The sequence below is a fragment of the Cytobacillus dafuensis genome (genome assembly GCF_007995155.1).
Lineage (GTDB): Bacteria > Bacillota > Bacilli > Bacillales > Cytobacillaceae > Cytobacillus > Cytobacillus dafuensis.
Genome location: NZ_CP042593.1, coordinates 487,130 through 512,755, shown reverse-complemented (window position 1 = coordinate 512,755; position 25,626 = coordinate 487,130). Strand labels below are relative to the sequence as shown.

Annotated in this window: 25 protein-coding genes and 1 pseudogene; 2 read left to right on the top strand and 24 right to left on the bottom strand. The window is 36.7% G+C overall.

Annotated features, from left to right (window positions below; translation table 11 throughout):
• Positions 1 to 207: 207 nt before the first annotated feature.
• The 16 genes from FSZ17_RS02665 to FSZ17_RS02595 form a co-directional block, all read right to left on the bottom strand.
• Positions 208 to 849, bottom strand: coding sequence for a dienelactone hydrolase family protein (locus tag FSZ17_RS02665; protein WP_057775609.1), 642 nt, complete (start codon positions 847 to 849; stop codon positions 208 to 210).
• 13 nt (positions 850 to 862) lie between these two features.
• Positions 863 to 1,000 (bottom strand): DUF3951 domain-containing protein, encoded by a 138-nt coding sequence (locus FSZ17_RS02660; RefSeq protein ID WP_185150658.1) that lies wholly within the window; start codon positions 998 to 1,000, stop codon positions 863 to 865.
• Between the two features lie 96 nt (positions 1,001 to 1,096).
• Positions 1,097 to 1,339, bottom strand: coding sequence for a DUF3951 domain-containing protein (locus tag FSZ17_RS02655; RefSeq protein ID WP_057775607.1), 243 nt, complete (start codon positions 1,337 to 1,339; stop codon positions 1,097 to 1,099).
• Between the two features lie 256 nt (positions 1,340 to 1,595).
• Positions 1,596 to 1,730: a lipid II flippase family protein gene (locus FSZ17_RS23860; RefSeq protein ID WP_267128905.1), complete on the bottom strand. Its 135-nt coding sequence runs from the start codon at positions 1,728 to 1,730 to the stop codon at positions 1,596 to 1,598.
• Positions 1,731 to 1,755: 25 nt separating this feature from the next.
• Positions 1,756 to 2,364: a lipid II flippase family protein gene (locus FSZ17_RS02650; protein ID WP_267128904.1), complete on the bottom strand. Its 609-nt coding sequence runs from the start codon at positions 2,362 to 2,364 to the stop codon at positions 1,756 to 1,758.
• Positions 2,365 to 2,390: 26 nt separating this feature from the next.
• Positions 2,391 to 3,134, bottom strand: coding sequence for a class I SAM-dependent methyltransferase (locus FSZ17_RS02645; protein WP_057775606.1), 744 nt, complete (start codon positions 3,132 to 3,134; stop codon positions 2,391 to 2,393).
• A 443-nt stretch (positions 3,135 to 3,577) separates the two neighbouring features.
• Positions 3,578 to 4,027 carry a hypothetical protein gene (locus FSZ17_RS02640; protein WP_057775604.1) on the bottom strand — a complete coding sequence of 150 codons (450 nt, stop codon included), beginning with the start codon at positions 4,025 to 4,027 and terminating at the stop codon, positions 3,578 to 3,580.
• Between the two features lie 215 nt (positions 4,028 to 4,242).
• The gene (locus FSZ17_RS02635) at positions 4,243 to 5,700 is read right to left on the bottom strand and encodes a spore germination protein (protein ID WP_057775602.1); all 1,458 of its coding nucleotides are present in this window, start codon (positions 5,698 to 5,700) and stop codon (positions 4,243 to 4,245) included.
• 572 nt (positions 5,701 to 6,272) lie between these two features.
• A complete protein-coding gene (locus FSZ17_RS02630) occupies positions 6,273 to 6,593 on the bottom strand; it encodes a hypothetical protein (RefSeq protein WP_057775601.1) in 321 nt (106 codons plus the stop codon).
• Positions 6,594 to 6,613: 20 nt separating this feature from the next.
• Positions 6,614 to 7,336 carry a cysteate racemase gene (gene cuyB / locus FSZ17_RS02625; RefSeq protein WP_057775599.1) on the bottom strand — a complete coding sequence of 241 codons (723 nt, stop codon included), beginning with the start codon at positions 7,334 to 7,336 and terminating at the stop codon, positions 6,614 to 6,616.
• A gap of 116 nt (positions 7,337 to 7,452) precedes the next feature.
• On the bottom strand, positions 7,453 to 8,271 hold the full coding sequence (locus FSZ17_RS02620) for a C39 family peptidase (protein WP_057775597.1): 819 nt from the start codon (positions 8,269 to 8,271) through the stop codon (positions 7,453 to 7,455).
• 283 nt (positions 8,272 to 8,554) lie between these two features.
• A complete protein-coding gene (asnB, locus tag FSZ17_RS02615) occupies positions 8,555 to 10,402 on the bottom strand; it encodes an asparagine synthase (glutamine-hydrolyzing) (protein WP_057775596.1) in 1,848 nt (615 codons plus the stop codon).
• A 441-nt stretch (positions 10,403 to 10,843) separates the two neighbouring features.
• Positions 10,844 to 12,394 (bottom strand): Mur ligase family protein, encoded by a 1,551-nt coding sequence (locus FSZ17_RS02610; protein WP_057775594.1) that lies wholly within the window; start codon positions 12,392 to 12,394, stop codon positions 10,844 to 10,846.
• Between the two features lie 55 nt (positions 12,395 to 12,449).
• On the bottom strand, positions 12,450 to 13,622 hold the full coding sequence (locus FSZ17_RS02605) for a carboxylate--amine ligase (protein WP_057775592.1): 1,173 nt from the start codon (positions 13,620 to 13,622) through the stop codon (positions 12,450 to 12,452).
• A gap of 482 nt (positions 13,623 to 14,104) precedes the next feature.
• Positions 14,105 to 15,277, bottom strand: a complete 1,173-nt coding sequence (locus FSZ17_RS02600; protein ID WP_057775590.1) for an MFS transporter — start codon at positions 15,275 to 15,277, stop codon at positions 14,105 to 14,107.
• Between the two features lie 221 nt (positions 15,278 to 15,498).
• On the bottom strand, positions 15,499 to 16,416 hold the full coding sequence (locus FSZ17_RS02595; RefSeq protein WP_057775588.1) for a DUF4003 family protein: 918 nt from the start codon (positions 16,414 to 16,416) through the stop codon (positions 15,499 to 15,501).
• 296 nt (positions 16,417 to 16,712) lie between these two features.
• Here FSZ17_RS02595 and FSZ17_RS02590 point away from each other — a divergent pair, with 296 nt between their 5' ends.
• A complete protein-coding gene (locus FSZ17_RS02590) occupies positions 16,713 to 18,569 on the top strand; it encodes an LTA synthase family protein (protein ID WP_057775740.1) in 1,857 nt (618 codons plus the stop codon).
• A 694-nt stretch (positions 18,570 to 19,263) separates the two neighbouring features.
• On the opposite strand, the gene FSZ17_RS02585 is transcribed toward FSZ17_RS02590, so the two are convergent.
• Positions 19,264 to 20,196 carry a nuclease-related domain-containing protein gene (locus FSZ17_RS02585; RefSeq protein WP_057775585.1) on the bottom strand — a complete coding sequence of 311 codons (933 nt, stop codon included), beginning with the start codon at positions 20,194 to 20,196 and terminating at the stop codon, positions 19,264 to 19,266.
• Between the two features lie 309 nt (positions 20,197 to 20,505).
• On the opposite strand from FSZ17_RS02585, the gene FSZ17_RS02580 reads away from it, so the two are divergent.
• Positions 20,506 to 21,456, top strand: coding sequence for a cation diffusion facilitator family transporter (locus FSZ17_RS02580; protein ID WP_057775582.1), 951 nt, complete (start codon positions 20,506 to 20,508; stop codon positions 21,454 to 21,456).
• Here FSZ17_RS02580 and FSZ17_RS02575 read toward each other — a convergent pair.
• The 7 genes and pseudogenes from FSZ17_RS02575 to FSZ17_RS02545 all read right to left on the bottom strand — a co-directional run bounded on the left by FSZ17_RS02575 (position 21,453) and on the right by FSZ17_RS02545 (position 25,617).
• Complete coding sequence (locus tag FSZ17_RS02575; RefSeq protein WP_322107598.1) at positions 21,453 to 21,782, bottom strand: ArsR/SmtB family transcription factor; 330 nt, start codon at positions 21,780 to 21,782, stop codon at positions 21,453 to 21,455. The two genes, FSZ17_RS02580 and FSZ17_RS02575, sit on opposite strands and share 4 nt — an antisense overlap.
• Positions 21,783 to 22,028: 246 nt before the next feature.
• Complete coding sequence (locus FSZ17_RS02570; RefSeq protein WP_057775578.1) at positions 22,029 to 22,325, bottom strand: hypothetical protein; 297 nt, start codon at positions 22,323 to 22,325, stop codon at positions 22,029 to 22,031.
• 91 nt (positions 22,326 to 22,416) lie between these two features.
• A pseudogene (locus tag FSZ17_RS02565) lies at positions 22,417 to 22,761 on the bottom strand (IS1595 family transposase); the annotation flags it as partial.
• A 172-nt stretch (positions 22,762 to 22,933) separates the two neighbouring features.
• On the bottom strand, positions 22,934 to 23,617 hold the full coding sequence (locus FSZ17_RS02560; RefSeq protein ID WP_057775576.1) for a hypothetical protein: 684 nt from the start codon (positions 23,615 to 23,617) through the stop codon (positions 22,934 to 22,936).
• The gene (locus tag FSZ17_RS02555; RefSeq protein ID WP_146846346.1) at positions 23,614 to 24,357 is read right to left on the bottom strand and encodes a hypothetical protein; all 744 of its coding nucleotides are present in this window, start codon (positions 24,355 to 24,357) and stop codon (positions 23,614 to 23,616) included. The genes FSZ17_RS02560 and FSZ17_RS02555 overlap by 4 nt, the downstream gene beginning before the upstream one ends.
• Complete coding sequence (locus FSZ17_RS02550; RefSeq protein WP_057775572.1) at positions 24,335 to 25,237, bottom strand: ATP-binding cassette domain-containing protein; 903 nt, start codon at positions 25,235 to 25,237, stop codon at positions 24,335 to 24,337. Before FSZ17_RS02550 ends, FSZ17_RS02555 begins: the two co-directional genes overlap by 23 nt.
• Positions 25,237 to 25,617 (bottom strand): GntR family transcriptional regulator, encoded by a 381-nt coding sequence (locus FSZ17_RS02545; RefSeq protein WP_228460271.1) that lies wholly within the window; start codon positions 25,615 to 25,617, stop codon positions 25,237 to 25,239. The genes FSZ17_RS02550 and FSZ17_RS02545 overlap by 1 nt, the downstream gene beginning before the upstream one ends.
• Positions 25,618 to 25,626: the final 9 nt, after the last annotated feature.

Sequence of the window (25,626 nt, the reverse complement as noted above, 5' to 3'; positions counted from 1 at the left end):
TTAATCAAATGCTTATTGAATTTACCTTATTAGATTCGTTCGTTTTTCAATTTCAGATAAAGTGAAACTTCCATCAGTGGGGTTTTTCGACGTACAGGACGTGCTAGTGCCGACGTTGCCACAGGACGTGGCGTTCTTAGTCGGCCTTCATCCCCCACTGATTGTTAGTTGAACCAATCGGGCCTTTACGGGCAGTTGATCCCTCACTTACTCTCCTTTGCATACGTGAATCCTTGAAGTGGGGGTCTTACTGCCCGTTAATCTGCGATAAAAATCAACCATTAAGCCTAATGCTTCTTGTGCTGATTTAACATTATATTTTGGAGAATATGGGTCACTAAATCCATGTTGTCCGTTAAATTTATGTACCTCTACCTTTTTTTCGTCTAAGCATGATATTAAATCGTCCACATTAAATGATGGCTCTGTTTCAGGAAAAAATAGCATCGTAGGACATTTTGGATCAATATCTGTATAATTCCTAATTCGAGAACCATAGTATCCAACCATTCCATCGAGACATTCTTCTTCACTGCATAACCACGCAATCGTTGCCCCAATACTAAATCCGAGAAGATATACTTTTTTATACTTATCTTTACTATCTTGTATTACATTTTTAATTTTTTCAGAAGCATTCATAAAGCCTATATTCCCCATAAAATGACGATAAGCGGCTTCCTCTTGAGAATAATCATAAGGCGCTTCTTGCTCCAATAAATTTGGACAAATAACATCAAAATGTTTTTCCGACAACCGTTGACAAACATGTTCCATGTGCTTGTTAATCCCATAAATTTCATGAACGACAATGATAACAGAGTCTGATTTATTTTGTATGTTTATCAATTTGTACCCCCTGTTAATCCTTTTCAGATTTACCCGAAGTGATATCGTCAAATGGAGTATATTCGTTACTAGGCAGTTTTCTCTTTCTTATCGCTTTAAATACAGCAAATCCAATAGTAAACACTAAAACTCCTGTGAAAAAGTAAGCCATAATAACGCCTCCCATTTCCATTATTTCACTTAAGAAACTGATTTACGAATCCATTATTTTACTGGTTACAATAAAGCCCTAATCTAATGGAATTGCTTAGTTTTTATTTTCATTACCCGGTTTTGTCTTTTTATCCTTATCATCACCCCGATCCTCATCTTCAGCAAGAATTTCCTGTTCCTCATGAAATTCGACTCCAGTTTGTCCAGTGATCTGATCAAATGGGGTGTAGAAAGGCGTTACACTTCTTTTCTTCACAAAAACCTTATAAAAACTAATCATAACGATTATTACAATAACTGCCGGAAATCCAATTGCCATTAGTTCCATCGGATTCATGAACATTGCCCCTTTTTTGTTCTCATCATTCCGTCATTTCAGTTTGTGAAAACCCTATGATTGTTTATTCTTAATCTCCTCCAGCAAGGAAATGATTTTTTCATTCTGCTCAATCATTGTTTCATTTTGGCTTCTTATTTTTGCAAAATCAAACACAAATACTAGTAAAATGATTAATGCTAACTACATATTAACACCTCATACATTATCTTCAATTTTATCATAAAGGACAGGAAATTCATTTTACAGATTCATATTAGCTATAAATGCTCGCTATTACTTTTGCTGCTGGATAAATTAAAAATTGCCCAATGAGAGTTCCTAGTAGTTTCGTTCCTATTAATAGGATGACAAGAGCCTTAACATCTCCATAAGGCCGTTTATTTCTTATTGCTTGATCAGTAATAATGGCGGATTTAGGATCGACTAATTAAAGTTAATAAGATGGTCGCAACACCATTAATCATTCCGGATGAGCCTGCTACGGCCAAATGATACTTTTCTTCTACAAAAAAAGCTGCGTAGGAGGCAGAAATCACACCTATCGTATAAATAGCTGTTATCATTGTATTAAGAAGCAGAAATCTCTTCGGAATCTCCCTATATCTTAATCTAGAATACATTTTTTTCTTAGGCTTAGTTGTACTTTTTACTATACGTTTAAGATTAGAGATACTTAACGCCTCTACCACGATGGCAGGAACGGATCCTTTTATTTCAAGCTTATCAACAGCCTTTCCGAATAATTTAAGGAAGGTAGGAATGAATATGATTCCTGCTAGCGTACCTGCTGTCGCTGAAAAAATGACTAGGCGAATATCTTGCAAAGGATCGATTCCCTTCGAAATGCTTATTCCTATTAATGTACCTATTAATGGTGCTTGAAACATATTGGCTGTCCTTGATACTAAAACAAAAATATTAAATAACGACATAGACAGGGCGTACTTCCCGCTTTTTACGGTATTAAGCCGGACAGAGTAAGCCAGTGTATCTATTAAATGTATGACGAAAGTTAGCCCCATGAGACTAAATAGCACAACAATTCACCTCAAACATTATTTTTTCTCGATTTTATGATCATGAAAGATGGTCTCCGTTTTTCATTTATTAATTTTGGCATTTTTTCTAACCCAGTTGGAGTTGACTGTGGCTCTATAATTCTCTCGAGCACAAGCCCATTGTCTATTAGAGTATTTATTAAGGTTGAAATGGTTCTATGGTACTTCACAACACCATCAATATACCAATGCTCCTCTCTTCTTCCTTCTTCTTGATAATTATCTAAAGCCCAATGTATTTTAACTCCTTCTTTATCCTTCACCCAATTATTCATTTCATTTCTAGCTGTTACGATAGGATGCTCTATTGAAAATACAAATTCACCATTATGTTTTAAAAATGCACTAATATTCTTAATAAGATTTGAGTAATCCTCTATGTAATGAATAGCTAAAGAACTTATAATGACATCAAATTTTCCTTTTGGGAAGTCCATATCTTCTATTGGTGCACAAATATACTCTATTTTTTCGTGCTCGTTATTCTTTTTAGCTTCTTCTATCATATTTTTAGAAATGTCTAAACCTATGACTTTGGAAGCGCCTTTTTCTATACAATACTTGGAAAAGTGGCCTGTCCCACATCCTAAATCTAAGACAGACTTATCCTTCAGTTCAGAAATGGCAGATTTAATGGCAGGCTGCTCAACAAAATCATTATAGGTTATTCCACTTTCACGTAATGACGTATATTCTTTAAAGAAAATTGGATGATCATAAAGTGAAACTTCCATCAGTGGGGATTTTTCTTCATCCCCCACTGATGGTTAGTTGAACCAATCGGGCATTTACGGGCAGTTGATCCCCCACTTACTCTTGTTTGCATACGCGAATCCTTGAAGTGGGGGTCTTACTGCCCGTTAATCTGCGATAAATGTTTTGTTTCATTTTTCTTTCCTCCCTTTTAACATTCATCTCTATTTCATTAATTCTGAAGACACACTAAAAAACCTTTATTAAATTTAATAGAAAAAAGCGATCTTCCTGTTGAAAAATCGCCTCTTGCTTAAGATAGATTACCAGTTGTTATTCTCCCTGATGTTTTCTTATTATTGCTCTTCGGTCCCTGTCTTTGGCTGAGTAAAAAAGAAAATGAAGGTAAGGAGGCCTAGAGCTAAAAGAAAAACACCGTTTTCAGATAATCTAATCGTAGGTAGATCATTTAAAGCCATGTTTATCATTCCTTTTCTAATTTTCTAAATAAAGTCGGGTCAATATTAAAATGATTAGAAACAATCTGGTGAAAAAAATTATAATTTTGTCTTAATAATGGAAGTGTCGGCTCATTTACTTCTTCTCCAAAGATCGGACCACTAACGTCAACGGAAAACCTTCCTGGCCCAACTACAACACTAACTAATCTAATTTCGTCGATAATTAATAAAATGGCGATAATCACATCAATGATATCTATAAAGGCATTTAACACTCTATTGCCACATTTCCCCTCTAACCTACTGCCTCCAAAGATTGGTCCACTTAAAGAAACACTAAATCCACCAGGAATCACAAACACTCCTACGATCGTAATTTGACCTGATAATAATAAAAATGCAGTAACAAGATTTAAATCACGCTGAAGAGAAGCAATCACTTGAATATCTCTTTGTATACTTGTGTTTCCCAAAGTAAGCACACCTCATCAATATACTATTCGGAATAACCCAAAATGACATTGATCAGATAAGATGAAACCTTTGCACAAACAGAAAAAAAGACACACAGCGCTCCTAAAAGGCCATATGTCCTTGTAATTGTTCTTCCGAAAATGTTCGCAGTATTCTCTGTTTTTTGAGCATAATTATTTTCTATTATTTATATGGAGTGGGTGAAATCACTTTTTTACCGATCTGGATCCTTTGTATGCAATACTCGAGGACGCTTGTGTTTCAAAGGAATCGGCGACCTTAACAGAACATCTCTAAAGGCACGGTTATTAAACGGAATAAATGGCCAAAAATATGGAACCCCAAAGGAGTTCATTCTTGTTAATAGGATGATTAACAAGCAGCTTCCAATGATAAATCCATATGAATGGAACATACTCGTGACAATCAATAAAGCAATTCTAATAATTCGGTTAGCAAGACTCATTTCATAGCTTGGTGTTGCAAAAGTACCAATTGCAGCAATTGCAAAATATAAAATAACTTCATTAACAAATAAACCAACTTCAACTCCTACTTGTCCAATCATTAAAGCAGCAACAAGACCAAGCGCTGTCGCTAACGCAGAAGGGGTGTGTATTGCAGCCATTCTGAGCATATCTAATCCGATTTCAATGACTAGGAATTGAACAATTAATGGCACTTTCGTTGAGGAATTTGGTCCGATAAAAGATAAGCTCTTAGGCAATAATTCCGGCTGAATCGCAAATAAATACCAAAGCGGCAGCATAAATACGGACGCCCAAACGGCAAGAAAACGAACAAAACGCAAATAAGCACCTACTATTGGCTTGTTTCGGTATTCTTCTGCATGCTGTAAATGATGCCAGAAGGTTGTTGGCGTAATAATGACACTTGGTGAGCCGTCAACGATAATACATACATGTCCTTCGAATAAATGTGTAGCAGCGACATCTGGTCTTTCTGTATATCTAACTAGGGGATAAGGATTCCAGTGTCGTCCGGAAATAAATTCTTCAACCGTTTTTTCAGCCATTGGCAGTCCATCTATTTCTATCTTTGTAAGCGAATCTTTTATTTTTGTAACCAGCTCTGGATCCGCAATATCTTCAATATAACTGACGACAATATCCGTCTTTGAACGCCTTCCCACTTGCAAATATTCCATTCGTAATGTCCTATCTCTAACTCTTCTTCGTATTAATGCTGTATTAAAAACAAGGGTTTCAACAAAGCCATCACGTGATCCACGCACAACTCTTTCAATATCTGGCTCTTGTGGCCCCCTTACCGGATAGGTACGTGCATCGATTAATATGACTTTATCGACACCATCAACGACGAGCGCTGTCGGTCCGGCCAAAACGGCGTCTACTACCTTTTCTAATTCATCTGTCGTTTCTACTTCTACATATGGTATATACGTCTTTACAAGCTTTGAGAGTATGTCACCATCTAACTTTTCTTTGTCTAATCTAGCGAGTAATCTCATTATGTAATGGAGAATATCATCCTTAACAAAGCCATCGACTAGATAAAAAGCCATTTTCCGCTCTGCATAGACAACATCAAGCTGAATGACATCAAAGCTTTTTTCGACTCCAAGAGCTTCTTTTAAAAATGTAATATTTTCGTCAATATGGTTACTTACTTTCTTTCCTTTTTGTTCCAAAATATCACCTCAGAAGTACATTCCAATATTCCCCTCTAATTCTCTTCAACATCTTTAACATCCATAAAAAAATCCATACCAGTTATTGGTATGAATTTTCCCCTAGCAAATAATAGAAGCTCATGGTATACAAATCGTTCTTGAATCGTCGCCCTCAAAAGTACCTTTATTTCCCAAAAAAACAAAAAGACACATGGCGATTTTCAATATAAAATGCCGTGTGTCTTTCATAAAATATTATTGTATTTTCCTAAAGAACTCTATATAAAGTGAAACTTCCTTCAGTGGGCGTTTTTCGACGCACAGGACGTGCTAGTGCCGACGTTGCCACAGGACGTGGCGTTCTTAGTCGGCCTTCATCCCCCACTGATGGTTAGTTGCGGCCCACAGGAAGTGGGTCACGCAGACGTTGCCACACGATGTGGCGCTTTTAGTCTGTGTTCATTTTACGAGCATTTACGGGCAGTTGATCCCCCACTTACTCTTCTTTGCATATGCGAATCCTTGAAGTGGGGGTCTTACTGCCCGTTAATCTGCGACACCATATCAATTCACTTCAATAACTTTAGAGCTTAATTATCACTACTCGTAGCCATCGACCTTTTTAATGACTCGAGTTCCTGTTTTAACTGTACGTTTTCCTTTTGAATCGCTGCTAATCTAGCATCATTTATTGAATCTATGTCAGTCCCGGGAGGTAGAAGGGAAACTTTATACCAAACTTTTCCGTCTGATGCTTCCTTTGGTATACTTTTATTTAAACTTGCTTTTGGATAAATTCTTTTAATATACTCCATTTCTTCTGTTGAAAGACGTAACTCTCTAATGTTGACGCCTTGATCAAAAGATTCTGCCAAAAACTCTTTAAATTTTTCTTCTTCCTTATGCTTCATCTTAACCCCTCCCTCTTAATTTAACCCCACTTAATGGGATCTTTCACTTGACCTCCAGAGTATTCTATCGATTTTTCTACTAGAACATCCATTGCATCAATACAATATTTCACGACTTCATCACTTAGCTTCAAGCAAGATAGTTCTGTGCAGGCGAGAATAACACAACAGCAATTCTCTTTATCAACAAGGTCTATTATGATTTGTTCAATTGCATTCACATCTACTGCCAAGTCACTTTTTATATTATATATTGTATTCATAACTTGTTCTTGATAGACCTCATTTGGAGTAATCAGCTGCATATTATAGTCAAGACAGCCATGTCGGTATATTCCACTGCTCACCGTGCCATTTGTAGCTAGAATCGCAACCTTGCTTTGATCTCCATATTTTTGATGAATTTTTTTACAAGTCTCATCTATCATATTAATAATATTAATAGAAGTCATTTCTTGCATTTGTTCATAGAAAAAATGAGACGTATTACATGGAATCGCTATATTCTCAACACCAGCTGTTTCTAGTAGCTTGATATCTTTTACTACTGCATTTAAAAATGTTTCTTCCTTCTGATTTATAATCACATCTGTCCGATCTGGCAATGTGGCATGGTTGAGAATCACCATATTGATATGCTCCTGATCAGCATTTGCGACTGTATTTTCAATGACCTTTTCAAAAAAAACAGATGTTGCCATGGGCCCCATCCCACCAATAACGCCTAAGCTTCTTTTTTGCATAATTCATCCTTCTCAAATGATTGACTTTTTTATATTGTACCAAAAAAATAAAAGCAAAAGAAATATTAGACATGACCTACTTACAAAGGTCTATGTTCATTCTTTTGCTCTTATCCTTAGTTTCCATTGTTGACAACCATCATAGCATGGCTGCCTAGTTCTTCATAGCTTTTAAAGAACGCGTTAGCATTATAGGTCACTTGACCTTTCAGCGGGTTCATTGCATGTACGTTCTTTTCATCATAACCATTCAATACAACGGTATGTAAATTTACAGGAGCAATAAACTTCTCTCCTGATTCATGAATATACCATGAATATTTTAACTTAGGCTTTCCAAGATCCAGTGTTACCCAGACAGCTACAGGAATCCCTTTATCAAGCTGTTCAATAATCTCTTCCCTTGTGCTCCCACTTATATCAACAGGCTTAGCGTCCGCATTAATAGCATCTAAATATTTATTTGCTGCCTCTACAATAGGAGGGGCGTAGGAAAAAAACCCGCCTTTTTCGCTTCTAGGATTCCCAGCATATGCTTTATATGGATTAGCCCCATATCGCTTTGAATTCTTGTAATTAAATGGCTGTTTCGGCAAATATTTATCTGCCATTTCTGTTTTTGACACGTTATAGCCATAAGTATTTAGAATCGAAGTTAAGGAAGTGATCTCACAGCCATGAGGAAGCTCCGGCAGCTGTTTCACTGTTTTAACAGGAATCAATACTTCTGTTATGTCCATTCCACCATTTTTTGTCCAATCATACCTTTTCACATAAGGAGGTACATCTATTTTTGTAATGGACTCAATGTCTGAAAAATCTATTTCATCGCTGCCAATACTGTTCACTTTCAAGGTATTAGACACAATATTAATCGTAGCAAATACGACAATTACTAGGCCGGTATAAATAGTAATACTTACTACTTTCTTCACTTATATCTATCCCCTATTAAAGTGATAAGGTGAAACTTCCATCAGTGGGGTTTTTCGACGCACAGGACATGGCTTTCTTAGTCGACTTTCATCCCCCACTGATTGTTAGTTGCGGCCCACAGGAAGTGGGTCACGCAGACGTTGCCACACGATGTGGCGCTTTTAGTCTGTGTTCATTTTATGGGCCTTTACGGGCAGTTGATCCCCCACTTAGGTTTCTTTGATTCTCTCGCAAACTTGAAGTGGGGGTCTTACTGCTCGTTAATCTGCGATAAAGATTTTTTTACATATCTTTAAAGAACTTTTTATACCATACAAGGAAAACGTATACTGTCCAAATATATCTAGCATAATTATTCTTTTTCGTATAATGTTCATCCAAATATCTCATCAGCTCGTCAGTATGGAAGAATTCCTTTGCAATATCGGATTGGAACATATCCTTAACGATATTATAGTATTTTTCTTCTTGGAGCCAGAAACGAATTGGTACAGGGAATCCAACCTTTGGTCGATTTGCCCATTCATCTGGGAGAACCTCACTTGAAGCCTTTCTTAAGGCATACTTCGTATCTTCTCGATTAACTCGAAGAGAACTTGGAATTTTTGATGCCATAGACATCACTTCTTTATCTAAAAACGGAACGCGTAATTCAATAGAATGAGCCATACTCATTTTGTCAGCCTTTAAAAGGATATCCCCAGGAAGCCATAGCTTTAGGTCAAGATATTGCATTTTTGTCACATCATCTTTACCCTTCACTTGGTCAAAAACCTGTTTCGTAATACTTTGTACAGTAGGGCCTTTTTTATACCCTTCCTTTAATACTTTAAAGGCATCTTCCTCTTCAAAAACCTTTGCTTGTCCAATAAACTTCTCTTCTATCTTTTGTCCTCCCTTTACTAGGAAGGTTGTGATTTTGTTTTGCGGGAGGGCGCTTCCTACCTTTGAAAGCATGCGTCTAATAAAGTACGGAACCTTTTCGTATTTTTCTAATTTCGCTGATTTTTGATACCATACATACCCGCCGAAAATCTCATCTGCTCCTTCTCCAGACAGTACAACCGTTACATGCTCTCTAGCTAATTTTGATAAAAAGTACAGAGGCACAGAAGAAAGATTCGATTGTGGTTCATCCATATGATATTGAATGGTTGGCAGTGTTTCAAAGCACTCATCAGCATTCATGAGCTTTCGATAGTTTTCAATGTTAAGAATATCTGATAGTTCCTTAGACAAGTTCGTTTCATTAAAGATTCCTTCATAATCCTTAAAGCCGATAGAGAATGTCTTGTTCGGATTCAATAATGCCGTAATATAACTTGAGTCGATTCCACCTGATAGGAAAGAACCTACCTTAACATCACTGATTTTATGATAGTCAACCGATTCACGCATTGTCTCGTTTATTTGCTTAATATAATGATCTAAGCCATTCTCTTTCTCATCAAAATTCACATTCCAATACTGCTTAATCTCCATTTTGCCTTTTTGATAAATCATATAGTGGCCAGGCTTAAGCTTGTACACACCTTTAAAGAACGTTTCATCAAGGACTGAATATTGGAAAGTAAGATATGGCATTAAAGCATCCTTGTTTAATTCCTTTTTAAATGCTGGATTCTTTAAAAAGGATTTGATCTCTGAACCAAAAATAAAGGAGTTGTCTGTTGTATTTTGCGTATAATAAAGAGGCTTGATTCCAAAGAAATCACGTGCTAAAAGCATTGTTTCCTTTTTCGTATCCCAGATCGCAAAGGCAAACATCCCTCTAAGCTTTTGCAATAAATCTGTACCATACTCCTCATAACCATGGATTAACACTTCACTATCCGTGTCAGTCTTGAAAATATGGCCTTTCTCTAATAAGTCTTTTTTCAATTCTTGATAGTTATAGATTTCACCGTTAAAAATTAAAACACAGCTTTTATCCTCATTAAACATCGGCTGACCAGCTTCTTCTGATAGATCAATGATGCTTAAACGTCTAAAGCCGAATGCAACATTCTCATCTGTATATGATTCTCCACTGTCAGGACCACGATGAATGATTGTGTCCATCATTTCGTTTATCGTATTCTTTTTATCTATTTCTGAATTTGCGTGAGCAAAACCAACAAAACCGCACATTTTTATATCACCTTTATATAGACTCCGTTAAACCTTTATTCTAAATAACAAAGTCCTAATTTTATATTTCCCTAAGAACAAACAATATCAAAAATATAATGGATAGCCAACCAATAACTCATCTACAGCTTAAAGAAAAACCTCCAATGATGGAAGTTTTCCTTTAATTTTGGCATTGTTAAACAAGGTTACTGTTTTCCGAAAGGCCTGTGGGGCACGCGTTCAAAAAGTGATCCAAAAGGTGGATCAAAAATTTGCCTGCATACCCCACAGTCAATTTTAAAGAAAACTCGCCGATTGGCGAGCCTTAGAAAGGCGAAGACAGAGGCGTAGTTGCACTTATACTTAATTCCTAAAATTGCCAACTACGTCGAATCATCTTCTATGCTGGCAATTTATATTTTCTTAACGTGCAACAATAACCATTAACATAGCTTTATTTTAAACCATTTCTGCTTGACTAGATACCCGATTTCGAAGAGGCAGGAATAATTTTTCTTTAGAATAATCAACTTTTATTTCCTCTAGCTGATGTAAAGCAACTTCAGCTCCATGATCCATTCCTTGACAGCCTGCCAAAAGAATTAAGTCTCCTGCTTCTGCTTTTGATAGTGCTTCAGCGATGGCGTCTGGAAGCTCATCATATAAATTCACATTAATTTTTGCTTCCCCCATAACCTCTTCAAACACTTGCTGCTCTTCATCTGTAACCTTGTCCTTAGCGGTCACATGGGAAACGCTTTTCGTCGCAATGATTTCATTAAACTCAAGCTTCGGCGCCCAGCTAGCGATCGTCTCAGCGTTTTCACGATTGACTGTAGGACCTCTCTCTCCCCTAATAGCATAGACGAGATGAAGCTTCTTATATTCCATAAACTTTAAAGTTTCGAGCGTTACATTAATATTTCCTGTATTAGCAAAATGATCATCAATGATCTTAATATCATCTTCAAAAATAAACTCAAAGCGTCTCTCGACTCCACCGAATGTTTTCAATGTTTTTTGGATCGTCGAAACAGATACACCTGAGAGCAAGGAAACGGTAATCGCCACCATTGCATTATAAACAGAATGCAGCCCAGGAACAGCAAGCTCAATATCAAATTCACCTGGGATATATTCTGTATCCTTCACTTTAAAGGCCTTTAATATTTCAACAGTAAATTTACCTCTACCTGTCGTTAAATCTAAATTTTTACAATGAATATGCCCTTCTTTGCTCTTAACACCAAATGTGATAACTTGAGCTTTTGTTTTATCGACTAAAGAAGCGGAATAAGGGCAATCTAAGTTCAGAACAGCAAAGCTATTTTCACTGGCATTTCTAATTAAACTCGATTTTATTTCGAAATACTTCTCAAAGGAGCCATGGGAGTCAATATGCTCACGGCTAACATTGTTAAGCGTTACAATATCGTAATCCACCTGCTCAACCCGATGCATTTCAAGTGCCTGTGACGAAACCTCCATGCTAACATGGGTAACATCTTTTTCAACCATTTCATTTAAATAGTATTGTAAATCCAGAGATTCTGGTGTTGTAAGCTCGGAAGGGATAGTGGTTTCATTAATTTTTATAGAAACCGTTCCTATTAAGCCTGTTTTAAAGCCTTGATTCTCTAAAATGGCATTCGTCATATAAGAAGTAGTGGTTTTTCCATTCGTTGCCGTAATTCCAATCATCTGAAGCTTTTTAGACGGATGGTTGTAAAAGGCTGCTCCTAACCGAGCTAGAGAAATTCGACTATCTTCAACTAAATATTGAGGAATATCAATCCCCTCTTGAAACTCCTCCACAACAGCCGCAACTGCTCCCTTTTCCACTGCCTGGGCAAGATACTTATGCCCGTCTGTTTTATATCCTCGGACACAAACGAAAAGGTGTCCTTTTGTAACCTTTTGAGAGTGATAGGATATTCCAAATATATTTAAATCCTTGTTATTAAGGACTTGTTTGACCTTTATTGATTGTAGAAGTGTTTCTAGCTTCATCCTTTTCTACCTCTTTTCTGCGACATGTAATGATCGCTTTTGTTAGGTATGTTCATTAGCGCTTTTTCAAAAATTTACCCGCAATTTTTTTAAAGTAGGTAATACCTGGCTTAGGATCGCTCCAGTCCCAAATCGCATAAGCCTTCTTCTTCATCAAGGAAACAAATACTTGTTTTCTCGTTAACTGCCCGGTCTTAATATAGCCTTTAATCGCCAGCATGTCCTCATAGGCATACCAAAATACTCGATGCTTATCCTCTTTAACCGCATATGGTTCTAAAGGTGCACCTGTTAACTCACGGTACGTAAGATACGGAAAGTTCACTCCTACCTTATACAGTAGGTTGTTAAGATTTGTAATCCTTGCATTGATCTCAATTAAATAAAACTTCCCTGTTTCAGCGTCCTTTTTAAACTCAATTTCTGCAAACCCTTTATATCCAATCGCTTCAAGAAACGGAGCTCCAATATCGTACAGTTCCTGTACATATTTTTGCTCTGTATAAACAGAAGCGCCAAAATTAATTGGGTATTGACGATGCTTTTGACATGTAACCCAATGGGTCACTTTTGAATCTTGGTTTAAATAGGCATCAAATGTATACATGTGGTCATCAAAGCCAGGAATGATTCTTTGTACAATCACTTCTAAGTCGGCTTTCTGCGCTTTTTCTATGGCAGCAAGCAATTCCTCTCGATTGTATACCTTAAAAAGCTTTCTTCTAAAAGTTGCAACAAAGGTAGGGGAATCTGTAGGCTTTACTATGCAAGGATACTTAATGATTTCCTCTACTTTTTCAATATAGTTCTCTTCATCTATTCTAACCGTTTCCGGAACTGCCATTCCATGTTCCATAGCTAAGGAATGAAGTGTTTCCTTATTCATTACTTTCGTATATAAACCCTTTTCTGTCTGAGGGATAAAATAGCATTCTCTCAATTCCTCTAAATACTCATCAATGACTTCTACATATGAATCATGACAAGGGATTAAAACCGGGGTAATGCTTTGGTTTTTTGCATAATCTATTAAAAAACGAACAAACCCTTTTGGATCTTCTTTATAGTAAGGGGCAATTAGCCTCTCAGAACAATATTTAGATTCTGAACCATATCTATCATTTTCATTATAATCCACAGCAACAGTATGGATGCCATGAACTCCTAAACAGCGAATTGTACTTAAACCAATATAATAATTACATCCTAAAATTACAGCCTTGTTCAAACTCTCATCTCCTTGAATATCTTATATAAAATGATATTCTTCAATATATAGATTTTGTCATAGAATTGCGTAACCATGCAAGAGATATTAAATAATTTCAGCCGAATTGCTTAGGTAATTTCCGGAAGCTTACACATAGATGAAAAAATACTGTTGCCTTTTCCTATGTTTAAACTTCTTTAAGCCTCATACACTGATATAAAAATACACTTTGTCAGCTAGTTTGATTGATTTATCAACCAAATTAGGTGTTTATCAGCCAATTAATGAAAGCAACAATCTTTTTGAAATAAGCCTTAAAAAAAGAAATGATCTCGCTAAAAAATCGAGATCATTTGCATCTATAGGTATTCGGTAACTGTTGTAAGGATTTTGTACGTATTAGCAATATATTGTCCAAGTTTAAGATGATATTGTCCGGGTTCACAGCTTTATTAGCCGAGTTACATTTATAGAAAGCTTACCTTTATTCCTTATTTATTTCATTCATTATAAAATATTGTTTTACTCGATTTAACAACATAAATTCGGTATAAAATGAAGGCAATAATTGATAATATCACACCTGAAATATAAGGAAGTCCTGCCTGAATTGCAAACAACCAGCCTCCTAAAGGCGGACCAATAATTCTTCCTAAAGAATCAAAGGAAGACAGCAGTCCAGTTGAGCTTCCATGCCCAGCGACGGATTTTTTCGTAATTAGCGCTGAAACGCTAGGTCGAATAACTCCATTTCCAATACCAAAAATCGTTAAAAATATGGCTGCCGTAGTGAAGCTATTAACAAGTAAAATGAGCCCAAAGCCAATGGCTGAGACCACTATTCCAGCTTGTATTACTGCTCCCTCTCCATATTTTTTCGTTAATTTGCCGACTAAACCGCCTTGTACGATTGCACTGGCAAGTCCCATTATCATAAATATATATCCTAATTGCACCGTTCCTAAATCTGCTTTTTTAGCAGCGAAATAGGCAAAAGTAGCTTCTAAGCCAGATAACGATAGGGAAATAAATAGCTGCAGAAAAAATAAAATAGATACAGACCCAGTAAATGCACTCCATCTTGAGCTCTTATTTTCAGATTGCTTCTGTCTTTTTTCTTTAGGTAATGATTCTTTTAATATCAACAGCACTAAAATAAATGTGATCGCAGATGTCGCACCTGCTAGAAAAAAAGGCATTGTTAAGCTTATTTTGGAAAACACACCGCCAATGGCTGGACCAAAAACAAACCCTAGCCCTGTTGCAGCACCAACAACCCCCATTCCTTTCCCGCGATTCTCTTCAGAAGTTATATCCGCTACATATGCCATGACAGTCGGCATATTAGCAGAGGATAAAATACCCCCAATCATTCTTGCGGCAAACAGCATCCAAAGCTGGCCCGAAAAGGCTTGGAGGAAAAACGAAATCGATAATCCTGCGATTCCCAATAAAATAACGGGTTTGCGTCCAATCCGATCCGAAACCTTTCCCCAAATCGGTGCAAAAATGAGCTGCATTAACGAATAAACAGCCATCAGCCATCCCAGTTGAGCTGGACTTGCACCAATTTCCTCAGCGTAAAATGGCAGTACAGGAATGATGATACCGAAGCCTACCATAACTAAAAACATAACTAGAAATAATATGGGTAATACTCTTTTAGTTTCCAACTGATATCTATCCCCTCAGAAAAGCGTTATTCACATATTTTACTGTTTTGTGGTATTATTTTCTATACTTTATCATTGTATACCACCAATCCATTTTACAAAAATAGATTGCATTTGAAAAACTTAACGTTCAGGCAAATATTCGTTTGACCTTCTTATGCACAAAAAAAAGCAATTACCGGTCTAACCAAACAGGTAATTACTTCTAGTTATTATATACTCTAACTCCCCGAAGATCCCCCAGCAGATGCCGCTGCAGCCGCACTCGCCGCAGCAACCGAAGCATGCTGTGCCTGGATCAATGCCTGAATGGCTGCTGTTAATCCAGTTGAAGCGTCAACGTATTCCTGCGAAACAAACACTGCTGCTGCAACGATGGCCATATCCTTATGCCATTTAAATTCTTTCATATCTCTAAGTTCGAGGGCATACGAAATCGCTTCTTTTAATTTTCCTGAAAGTGCAATCACACATAAGGAAGAATAATGCATTTGCTTTACTTTCAGACCACTTCTACTTAATTCATCCATCGCATAGATTACATTACTAACCGTTTCTTTACGGAATGCTCCATTCATTACGAGCATATTCGCCATGAACTGTAAATCATTCCCTTTATAAAATCCGTTTTCACTTAAAGTTTTGTAATACTGTTCCGAAATATGAACAAGCTCCTCCACCTGACCTTCCTGCTTAGCAATAATCGCAGCTGCAGGATAATCATCATGCGAGGTCAGAAAGCGGTGATACTTCTTCATTTCTTCGTGAACTGTATTGATCCTTCGTGGGTCCATATGATCTTCCATTAAAAAAGCAGCAATATAGGTAAAAACGGAACTGCGAAACCCTGCTGAACGAAGAGTCTCATAATTTCGATGCAAACGATTAACCTCTTCATCTGGAAGATTTCCATTTGCTAAAATGAGTCCAGTCATGGGGTAATAAATGCTTCTTAAAGGCGAAAAGAACGACGTACTCTTTTTCACAAGATCCGACACTTTTAAAAAGGCAGTCCCGTCCATTCGTTTTCCTTTAGCTGCAAATTGCGATGCAGTCATCAACACCAGACGTCGATCCATCCAACTCCCTACTGCCTGCTTTAACACCTCTACATTTTCTTCAAGTAATGCTTTTTCCATTCTAACCACTCCGTTTTTAATTGGAAAACTAGGCGTTCGGCGAATGCCTTCGTTTTTCTAATGATCTTTATAACAAGGACTTCATCGAATTACTTTAGTACGTTAACAAACTTATGCGCTCCTTTAGCCAAAAGTTTGATACCTTTTAATACGAATAAAACTAAAAAACGTTTCCAATAACTCGAATATTTTGTTTTATCTTACATTATTCATTTATCTCTCATATATTGTTTGCAAGGACCAAAGGATTTTTGGTAAGTTTAGGATGAACTATTTTGTTTAGAGGTGCCTATTCAATGAAAAAAAACTGGGCTAAAAATATTAAAAATGTTGTACTCCATCCATTTACGTGGATCATGCTTATTTTGTTAATAAAAATAATTGCTTTTCAGATTGTTATTTTTGATAACAAATCATTTTTTCATATTTTAATAGTCGAATTCCCAATGTGGGCTCTTTTCTTAACCATTTTCATTATTCTATTTAAAGAACGAAAGTGGTTAGCCATTTGGCTCTATAACCTCGGCTTGTCTACTCTATTTATTGTAGTTATCTTTTATACAAGATATTTTTCAACCGTTCCGTCCTATTACGATGTTAAACAAATATATCAGTCGAACTCTGTTGGCGGGACTGTCGCTCTTCTCGGAACTCCATATGACTATTTATTTTTCTTAGATGTTGCAGTGATTCTTCCACTCATCTGGTATTTCAAGAGAGGAGACTCACCTCGTTCATTTGCTAATGCGAAAAAATGGGCCATCGGCTTTAGCTGTGTAGGACTCATCACGACAATCATTGCCTTTTTCTATCCGCTGGTTGATGTTTCTTATTTCGCAAAAAAGCATGGATATATTCAATCCCAATTTGTGCAAATGTATGAACGCAGCATCGGCAAAGCATTTGCTGAAAACGAATATTTATCAGACAAAGATTTAGCAAAATTAAAAGGAAATTCTTATGTTCCATTTACAGAGCATGACACTTATGGACTTGCGAAGGATCGCCATGTTTTTGTTATTCAAGTGGAGTCCTTACAAGGATTTACGATTAAACAATCGATTGATGGACAGGAAATCACTCCGAATTTAAATGCTCTTTTAAAGGAAAGTGCGTATTTCGATAATGTGTACCAGCAAATCGGGGCAGGGAATACTTCTGATGCAGAATGGCTTATGCATACATCCCTTTACCCTGAGGGAATGGACCCAACCGTGAATGTGATCGATAATGGGAGCGAGATCCCCTCACTTGTACGGACTTTAAAAGACAATGGCTATGGGACAGCAACATATCATGCGGATGACATTACCTATTGGAGCCGGGATAAATTGTACCCCGCTCTTGGCTTTGATTATATTTATACAAGTGAAGAAATTCCAAATGAGAAAGAAATCGGGTTCGGTCCAGCGGATGAGGTTCTATTTAATTTTGTTGAATCACAATTGCCAAATCATCTAAATGAACATGACAAGATGTACTCAAATATCATTACACTTACAAATCACACACCATTTGAAATGCCTGAAGAATTTAAATATCTTGACCTGCCAGACGAGTATGAGGGGACGTATGTCGGAAACTATTTGCAGTCCGTTCGCTATACGGATGAACAAATTGGATTATTTATTAAACAGTTGAAAAAGCTTGGCATCTATGATGATTCGCTCGTGCTCATTTATGGGGATCATTCTGGATTACACGGAGCACCCGTTACAGAAAAAGACTATGAAATATTAAAAGAAATTTTAGGACACGGTTACAATTTGCAAGATCGCTTTGTTGTGCCTGTTATTTTCACTGCTCCTGGTATTTTTCACGGAGAAACACACTCCCAGCTCGGCGGTCAAATTGATTTAATGCCTACACTGCTGAACCTGCTGGGTATCGAGCACAATACCCAAATGATCGGTCACAATCTTTTTCAATACAAACATAACTTACTTGGCATGAGATACTATTTGCCTGGCGGATCATTTATTAGTGATAATACGCTATACACTGCGCCAAGCGCCAAGCACCCGGCTGTTTTATATAACCGCGAAACAATGAAGAAAACGAAAAACACAAAGAATATGCAAAAAAGAATCGATAACACCCTACAAATCATGCAGTACTCCGACTATATCCGGAAGGAAATGGAAGAGGAATAGAGATTTAGATTTAGATTTAGGTATAGCCTCCAGCCGCGTTTTTAGTGGGTGGGGGTTTTTTGTTTGTTGAGGTGGTCTTACTAAATCCCTTGAGACCATTTTTCTGCTTTAAAGTGGGAAGTAGTCTTCTTTTCTGACCTCTTCTCCTCTTAAAACTGCAAGCGATGGTCTATTTATCTCTCTTTCTGACCTCTTCTCCACTTAAAACTGCGGGCTGTGGTCTATTTAACTTCTTTTCTGACCGCTTCTCTCCTTAAAACTCAGGGCCATGGTCTATTTATCTCTCTTTCTGACCTCTTCTCCTCTTATAACCGCGGGCAGTGGTCTATTTAACTTCTTTTCTGACCTCTTCTCCTCTTAAAACTGCAAGCGATGGTCTATTTATCTCTCTTTCTGACCTCTTCTCCACTTAAAACCGCGGGCAGTGGTCTAATTATCTCTCTTTCTAACCTCTTCTCCACTTAAAACCGCGGGCTGTGGTCTATTTAACTTCTTTTCTGACCTCTTCTCCACTTAAAACTGCGGACAGTGGTCTATTTATCTTCTTTTCTGACCTCTTCTCCACTTAAAACTGTGGACAATGGTCTATTTAACTTCTTTTCTGACCTCTTCTCCACTTAAAACCGCGGGCTGTGGTCTATTTATCTCTGGTGAATCAGTAATCTACTATTATTTGAAAAGTAGATTATTGGTATTATTTTGTATCACTAAAATTAGGTTCAAAATAAGAAGATCTTCCTTGCTTAATTAGTTCATACTTTTTCGAAAGAATCCTTCGAATGGATCTGCTGGACTTAACGCCTTTACACCACTCAAAAATTTCATTAGTGGTGATTTTTCTATCAGGAAAAAGCAATTTAAATTCCTCCGTGCTCCGTAAAATAGCAGAGATAACATTTTCTTTTCCACCACACTCCTTACAGACAATAGTTTCTTCCCCCTCTGTCAAACTATCCATCAATGAATAACAGTAAGCACAGGTTACTCCCCTTTCAAGTTGGTCATAGTTATATTCAGGTAAGCGAGTGTACGGAGATTCTTTTAAACAAATAGAAACTAATTGTTCTGCGAATTTTGAGTGTCTCTTTTTTAAAATGCCCTCGTTCATTATTAATTTGTTCTTAAAGCGATTAAGCTGTGCTAGGGATACGATCGGAAGGCTAAGTGGAGTTTGATAGAGGAAAAAATCGGGATTAACGAAGATAAGATATGATTCGATCGGAGAACTAAATCCAAGCTCTTGAAGTAATCCTCGGAAAAGCATTCCACTCCTTTCCAATTGAAAGATAGGATTCTTTATTTCTGATTTTGATATTGTATACCATTTATCACCTTGAATATAAAAATCACCTTCGTAATTTTTAATTTCAAACAGATAAATCTTCTCCGAAGTGATTAACAACGTATCAATTTGAAAAACAGAATTATTACTTTCTAGCAACAAGTCATTTAGCACAAGCCATTCACCTGAAAGATTCTCTAACCAATTGTCAAACCACAGTTCCCCTTTAAATCCCTTTTCTAAATTTAAATAAATATTCTTTTCTTTTTCTGACAATTCCATCCGTGCATTTAAAAATCTCAAAAGCTTTAATTCTACTGGCTCAGTACGTTGCTTAATAAGCATACTTTACATCTCCTTATTTAGTTTAGGGTATAAAACTTTGCTAAAACTCCTCCTCTTCTTCAAAAAAAACCTCCTTTTTCTGCGGACTTACATTTATTTTTTCAGTTTTTACAAAAAATAGATCAAGGAAAAATGTACATGAAGGAGTTGTGGAGAAAATAGCGGGTTTTATTTCGAAAATTCCAACTACATTGTAATAGAAAATAAATAATATCTCAATTAATTACCAAAAACAGTTGAACAATTCGCATGCTTATAACATAATATATATGAGCATATATTCATATACTAAAATAGGAGGTTTATCTTATGGGACATCACCACCACGGTCATTCACACGGGCATAGTCACTCCCATGGACATGGACATAGTCATTCCCATGCACATACAGGGAATAAAAAAGCGTTATTATTATCCTTCATTTTAATAACTTCATTTATGATTGTTGAGGTTATTGGAGGAATTATGACAAATAGCTTGGCGCTGCTTTCAGATGCAGGGCATATGCTGAGCGATGCAGCGGCACTTGGATTAAGCTTTTTTGCCATTAAGCTTGGAGAAAGAAAAGCTTCTGCTTCAAAAACTTACGGGTATAAGCGATTTGAAATTATTGCTGCTTTATTAAATGGGATTACGCTCATTCTGATCTCACTCTATATTTTCTTTGAGGCATACCAACGATTTTTCAACCCGCCAGAAGTTCAAAGCGGAGGAATGCTTGTCATTTCCACAATTGGATTACTCGTGAATATCCTTGCAGCATGGATTTTAATGAGAGGAGATAAGGATGAAAATTTAAATGTTCGAAGTGCCTTTCTTCATGTAATTGGAGACATGCTTGGTTCGGTTGGTGCCATCATCGCCGCTTTGCTTATGATCTTATTCGGATGGGGAATTGCAGATCCAATTGCAAGTGTCATTGTAGCGCTCCTGATCATCATAAGCGGCTTTCGAGTGACGAAGGAATCCCTCCACATTTTGATGGAAGGTTCTCCTGCTCATATTGAAATGGAGAGTGTGAGAGCAGCACTTACAAAAATACCAGGCGTATTGGAAATCCATGATATTCATGTTTGGTCCATCACATCTGGAATGCCGATGTTAAGCTGCCATATTGTGATTGGAGAAGAGAGTGTGCACGATACCATTCTCCATGATGCACAATCAATCCTCCATGATGATTTTGGGATTGATCATAGTACCATTCAAGTTGAAAAAGGAGCATATGGCTGCCCGAATCATCATGGAAGCTGCAATTAATGATGATTCGCGTGCTCAATTGTCTGCTTTAATATATCCATGACATGCTCGTCATCACAGGAGTAAAATAGTGAGGTTCCTTCACGTCTAAATTTAACTAATCGCAAATTCTTTAAAAAGCGCAGCTGATGTGAAACCGTTGATTGAAGAAGAGATAAGTTCTCAGCAATCTCATTAACTGAATGCTCCCCATGAAATAATAAATGCAGTATACGAATTCGGGTCGGATCTGATAGTGCTTTAAATGTTTGCGACACAATAAAAAGAGTCTCTTCATCAAGCTCCTTCATATTATAGGGCTGTTGATCTTTTTCCAAAATTATCATCCTCCACACCTTATTATAAGGCAATGTACATGAAGAGTGTTAAAATTGCCAATAGGGATTATGACAGATTTTGATCCATCTTTAGATCACTTTTTGAACCTTTTTCATAAGGCCTTTGCAAAATCAATATTCTTTTTATATTAGCTAGCAATTCTAAATAAGGCTCTGTTAAACTTTAATGTTGATTTTTATATTAAAATTTAGGGAAACCCACTTTTAGTAGGTTTCCCCTTAACCTATCGTGATTTACCGTAAAAAGTAATCGACAATGAGTGGGAAAATTAATAATAGTACAGAGAAAGAAATTAGAAAATTAGCGGTTTTTCGTGATAGCATTTCTTTTCCTTTTCCATTGTACCAACCTTTAAATTGCCATTTGTTCCTATAAGTAACAAACAACAATAACAAAATAGCCAAGAAACCTAACCATTCATATTGGGTTACGCCTAATGATTTGTAAAAGTAGGTTAGAACGGAAGAGAAGATACCTCCTAAAAGTCCAAATATCAATATGATTCGTATTAATTCTAATAAAACTCTCATTCCACAACCTCCCTTACCTTGTATATTAAATTTACACTAAATGGATTTTGTTAAATATAACAATTTTTGAAACAATAAACAGTTAACCAAGTTAAATGTTAAATTTCCCCAAAAACAAACTATCATATGTGTCCGTCATTTCAAATACAAATGATGTTAGCAGAAATTCTTTTATATATTGTTTTGTGATTTTGTTACTACAACTATTGACAAATAAAAACCAAGCGAGGTAATTATCAAGATATTTTGTTTTGTAGACACACTATTAAATCGGTCTTCCATTGTTTCAAGCGAGAGTGGAGACCATTCACATTTTGGATATGATACAAGCCTTTAATAACGTGTTTACAATCGTTTGATTTAATTCGATAATGCTCCAAGCCTTTTTCTTTTGCATAGGTTTATAGGCTCTCCAAGCATCTGCTACAAGCACATTTTTTTAGTATGGGGTAATTTGTCGATATGCTTTAACAAGTTGCTAAACGCTTTGCTCAACTTTACAATCAACAAACATTTGTTCTTATTCTATCATGGCGAAAATATCAAATATCAACACTGTTCTTTAACAGAGCCCTAAATTAAAGAAATTCTGGCTTTTATAATGATTATTACTCCTTAACAAATTGAAAATCCACATTAGTACCATTCAATTGGAGGGATTTTGGTACCTTTAAATATACTTCCATATTCCCAATCCCACTTACATCATTAAAAGCTTGTTGACCGGTAAATTGATTGATTGTAAACTCATTTCTTACAATGGAAAGATTAATAGTTTGTTGATCCGGATATAACACACTAAGCGTATCATTCTCCAGCCGAAAATTAATAGGCACAAGTTTATCTGAGAAATCATAACCGCTTACGTAAAAACCGTTCGTATATACGAGAGCTTCAATTATTCCATCGTCAAGATCTTTTCTTTCCACATAAACAGGCTTAACAAGTCCCGTGATTTCTACTTTAAGAGACTGATTGGAGTAATCATAGATTTTTTCGTTAATTACTTGCCCACTTTCAAGCTGCTCTATATCCCCCGCTTCAAGAGCAGTGTAAAAACGAGTCCAATCCTGGACTTCATCCAAATCCTCCACTTTCTCGCGACTAGTCATAGAATCATTTGTTAGGAGCGAAGCAAAAGGAAAAGAAAGTAATAATACACCGACGTAAATAATTAGCAGCCAATGGGTCATTTTCACTGTTACAAATTTTCTTTTCGAATTCAAACTTAAAACGATGACCAGTATAATAAGTATGGCTGTGACCGGCAGTAAAGTCATAAGAATAGTCATCTTCGCACCTCCAACCGATTTAGAATGCTAATGGAAGCGATGAAAAATAAAGCTGCTGTGGAAACCATTTTTACAATAAATAGTCCAATTGAAGACTCCATTACATAAAATTCAAATACGTATGCTATAAACGGGTCTCTATTCATTACCCCATCCATAAACAGCATTCCGATAACCAATACTGGAATTAATACTACAAATGCCTTGCTGATTTGTACAAGCGCTCCTATTAAATAACCTATTGCACTAACAGCGAACAAGTAGATTATGGTCGCACCAACACCAAGAAGAAAATCCTGAAACGTTAACGGAATTCCATAAATCTGTTCCTCGGAAAAAATATATTTAAAAACGAGAAGTAAATTCTTAGCTAGCATAGCCGTTATCCCGCCGATAATGCTTGCTGTCAATAAAAAAAGAATATTGGAAAGGCTGCTGCTGAGACGATTCGTCACAAACGAAAAATCATGATTTCGATATGGCCTCGTTGTAATCGTAATTGCAGTGACAAAAGCCCAAATCATCGTAAAGCCAATGATTACATCTCCAGAGAAATAGCTGACTTCGATCGAAACTTGATCAGAAGAGGAACCAAATGAATTAGATCCACCCATAGAAAAAAGAATAGCTAACAGTTGAAGGAAGACAAGTGAACTCATTGCATCGATATTCGCTTTTAGCTTGAAAAAATATTGCCTTTTAACGACTTCGGTCAAATTAACGTTCTTTAAAAACATCATCGATTCCCCCTTTCGTTTGATTTGTTAAATAGACACATAGATCACTAGGAGAAACAGCGGTAATCTCCAGCCCTGCTAATCTTGCATTCTGAAGTGCAGAACCTGCAAAATCATTCCTTACCACTACATAGCTCGTATTCGTGCCAATTTTATTTTCATAGAGAATCTCTTTATCTTTCACCCATTCTTGAATCTTCTCTGTCGGTCCTTTCAAGCCAATCGCCCATTCCTTCAACTCTTCCATGGGCAAATACAAATGATTCCTCCCGTCCTTTAAGAGAAGAACATCCTCTAATAAATTCTCGATTTCATCTACATGATGGCTTGAAATAATAATTGTCCTTGGATGAGCAATATAGTCTTTAAGCAGAGCGCGGTAGAAGTCCTTTCTTACCGATGCATCCATTCCTGTTGTCGGTTCATCTAAAATCGTTAATGGCGAATGGGAGGCTAGGCCGACAATCGCATTAAATGTACTTGTCTTCCCTTTTGAAAGTCGGTTGTGGTAACCTTTCGGATCAAAGGAAAAATAATCAAAAAGGCGCTTTGCCAATTCCATATCCCAATTTGGGTAGAAGCTGCTCGCTGCTTCTAATAATTCATAGAGCTGCAGTGCAGGTGGAAAACTCATTTGGTCATCGACAAAAATAGAATTGGCAGAGACGATTAAACTATTAAATGGTCTTTCTGAAAATACCTTAATGTCGCCAGAAGTCTCTTTAATGAAACCAGCTAATATCTTCAATAACGTCGTTTTTCCAACTCCATTTCGACCAATTAATCCTGTGATTTTATTTTCTTCAATCGAAAACGAAAGATTTTTTAAAACCTTTTTCCCAAAATACGTTTTCGTTAAATCTTTGCATTCAATCACCTTCATCACTCCCCCTCCTCAGATTGTGCTGATTTGATCATCTCAATTAATTCCACATCACTTATATGCAATCTTTTTGCTTCTAACACTATTTCTTGGACAAGCCGCTTAAATGTATAATTTTTACGTTTATTCATAATGATTTCTTTTGCATCCGCTGTAACAAACATGCCCAGTCCCCTTTTTTTGTAGAGGATGTTTTCATCAACGAGAAGACTAAGACCTTTAGCTGCAGTTGCTGGATTGATTGTATACATCTCCGCTAATTGATATTGAGAATAAACCTTATCGTCACTGTTGAAGTGTCCATTCATGATTTCTGTTTCTATCCATTCTGCGATTTGTACATAAATAGGCTTCGTTCCTTCTGTATTAAGAATCGTCACCGCCCCCTA

Coding starts and splice junctions, on each gene's coding strand:
- FSZ17_RS02550 (WP_057775572.1), bottom strand. CDS start 25,237: ATGAAGGTGATTGAATGCAAAGATTTAACGAAAACGTATTTTGGGAAA.
- FSZ17_RS02660 (WP_185150658.1), bottom strand. CDS start 1,000: ATGGCTTACTTTTTCACAGGAGTTTTAGTGTTTACTATTGGATTTGCT.
- FSZ17_RS02630 (WP_057775601.1), bottom strand. CDS start 6,593: ATGAAGCATAAGGAAGAAGAAAAATTTAAAGAGTTTTTGGCAGAATCT.
- asnB (WP_057775596.1), bottom strand. CDS start 10,402: ATGTGCGGTTTTGTTGGTTTTGCTCACGCAAATTCAGAAATAGATAAA.
- FSZ17_RS02580 (WP_057775582.1), top strand. CDS start 20,506: ATGGGACATCACCACCACGGTCATTCACACGGGCATAGTCACTCCCAT.
- FSZ17_RS02645 (WP_057775606.1), bottom strand. CDS start 3,134: ATGGAAGTTTCACTTTATGATCATCCAATTTTCTTTAAAGAATATACG.
- FSZ17_RS02560 (WP_057775576.1), bottom strand. CDS start 23,617: ATGACTATTCTTATGACTTTACTGCCGGTCACAGCCATACTTATTATA.
- FSZ17_RS02595 (WP_057775588.1), bottom strand. CDS start 16,416: ATGGAAAAAGCATTACTTGAAGAAAATGTAGAGGTGTTAAAGCAGGCA.
- FSZ17_RS02570 (WP_057775578.1), bottom strand. CDS start 22,325: ATGAGAGTTTTATTAGAATTAATACGAATCATATTGATATTTGGACTT.
- FSZ17_RS02610 (WP_057775594.1), bottom strand. CDS start 12,394: ATGAAGCTAGAAACACTTCTACAATCAATAAAGGTCAAACAAGTCCTT.
- FSZ17_RS02650 (WP_267128904.1), bottom strand. CDS start 2,364: ATGGGGCTAACTTTCGTCATACATTTAATAGATACACTGGCTTACTCT.
- FSZ17_RS02655 (WP_057775607.1), bottom strand. CDS start 1,339: ATGAATCCGATGGAACTAATGGCAATTGGATTTCCGGCAGTTATTGTA.
- FSZ17_RS02590 (WP_057775740.1), top strand. CDS start 16,713: ATGAAAAAAAACTGGGCTAAAAATATTAAAAATGTTGTACTCCATCCA.
- FSZ17_RS02585 (WP_057775585.1), bottom strand. CDS start 20,196: ATGCTTATTAAGCAACGTACTGAGCCAGTAGAATTAAAGCTTTTGAGA.
- FSZ17_RS02575 (WP_322107598.1), bottom strand. CDS start 21,782: ATGATAATTTTGGAAAAAGATCAACAGCCCTATAATATGAAGGAGCTT.
- cuyB (WP_057775599.1), bottom strand. CDS start 7,336: ATGCAAAAAAGAAGCTTAGGCGTTATTGGTGGGATGGGGCCCATGGCA.
- FSZ17_RS02555 (WP_146846346.1), bottom strand. CDS start 24,357: ATGATGTTTTTAAAGAACGTTAATTTGACCGAAGTCGTTAAAAGGCAA.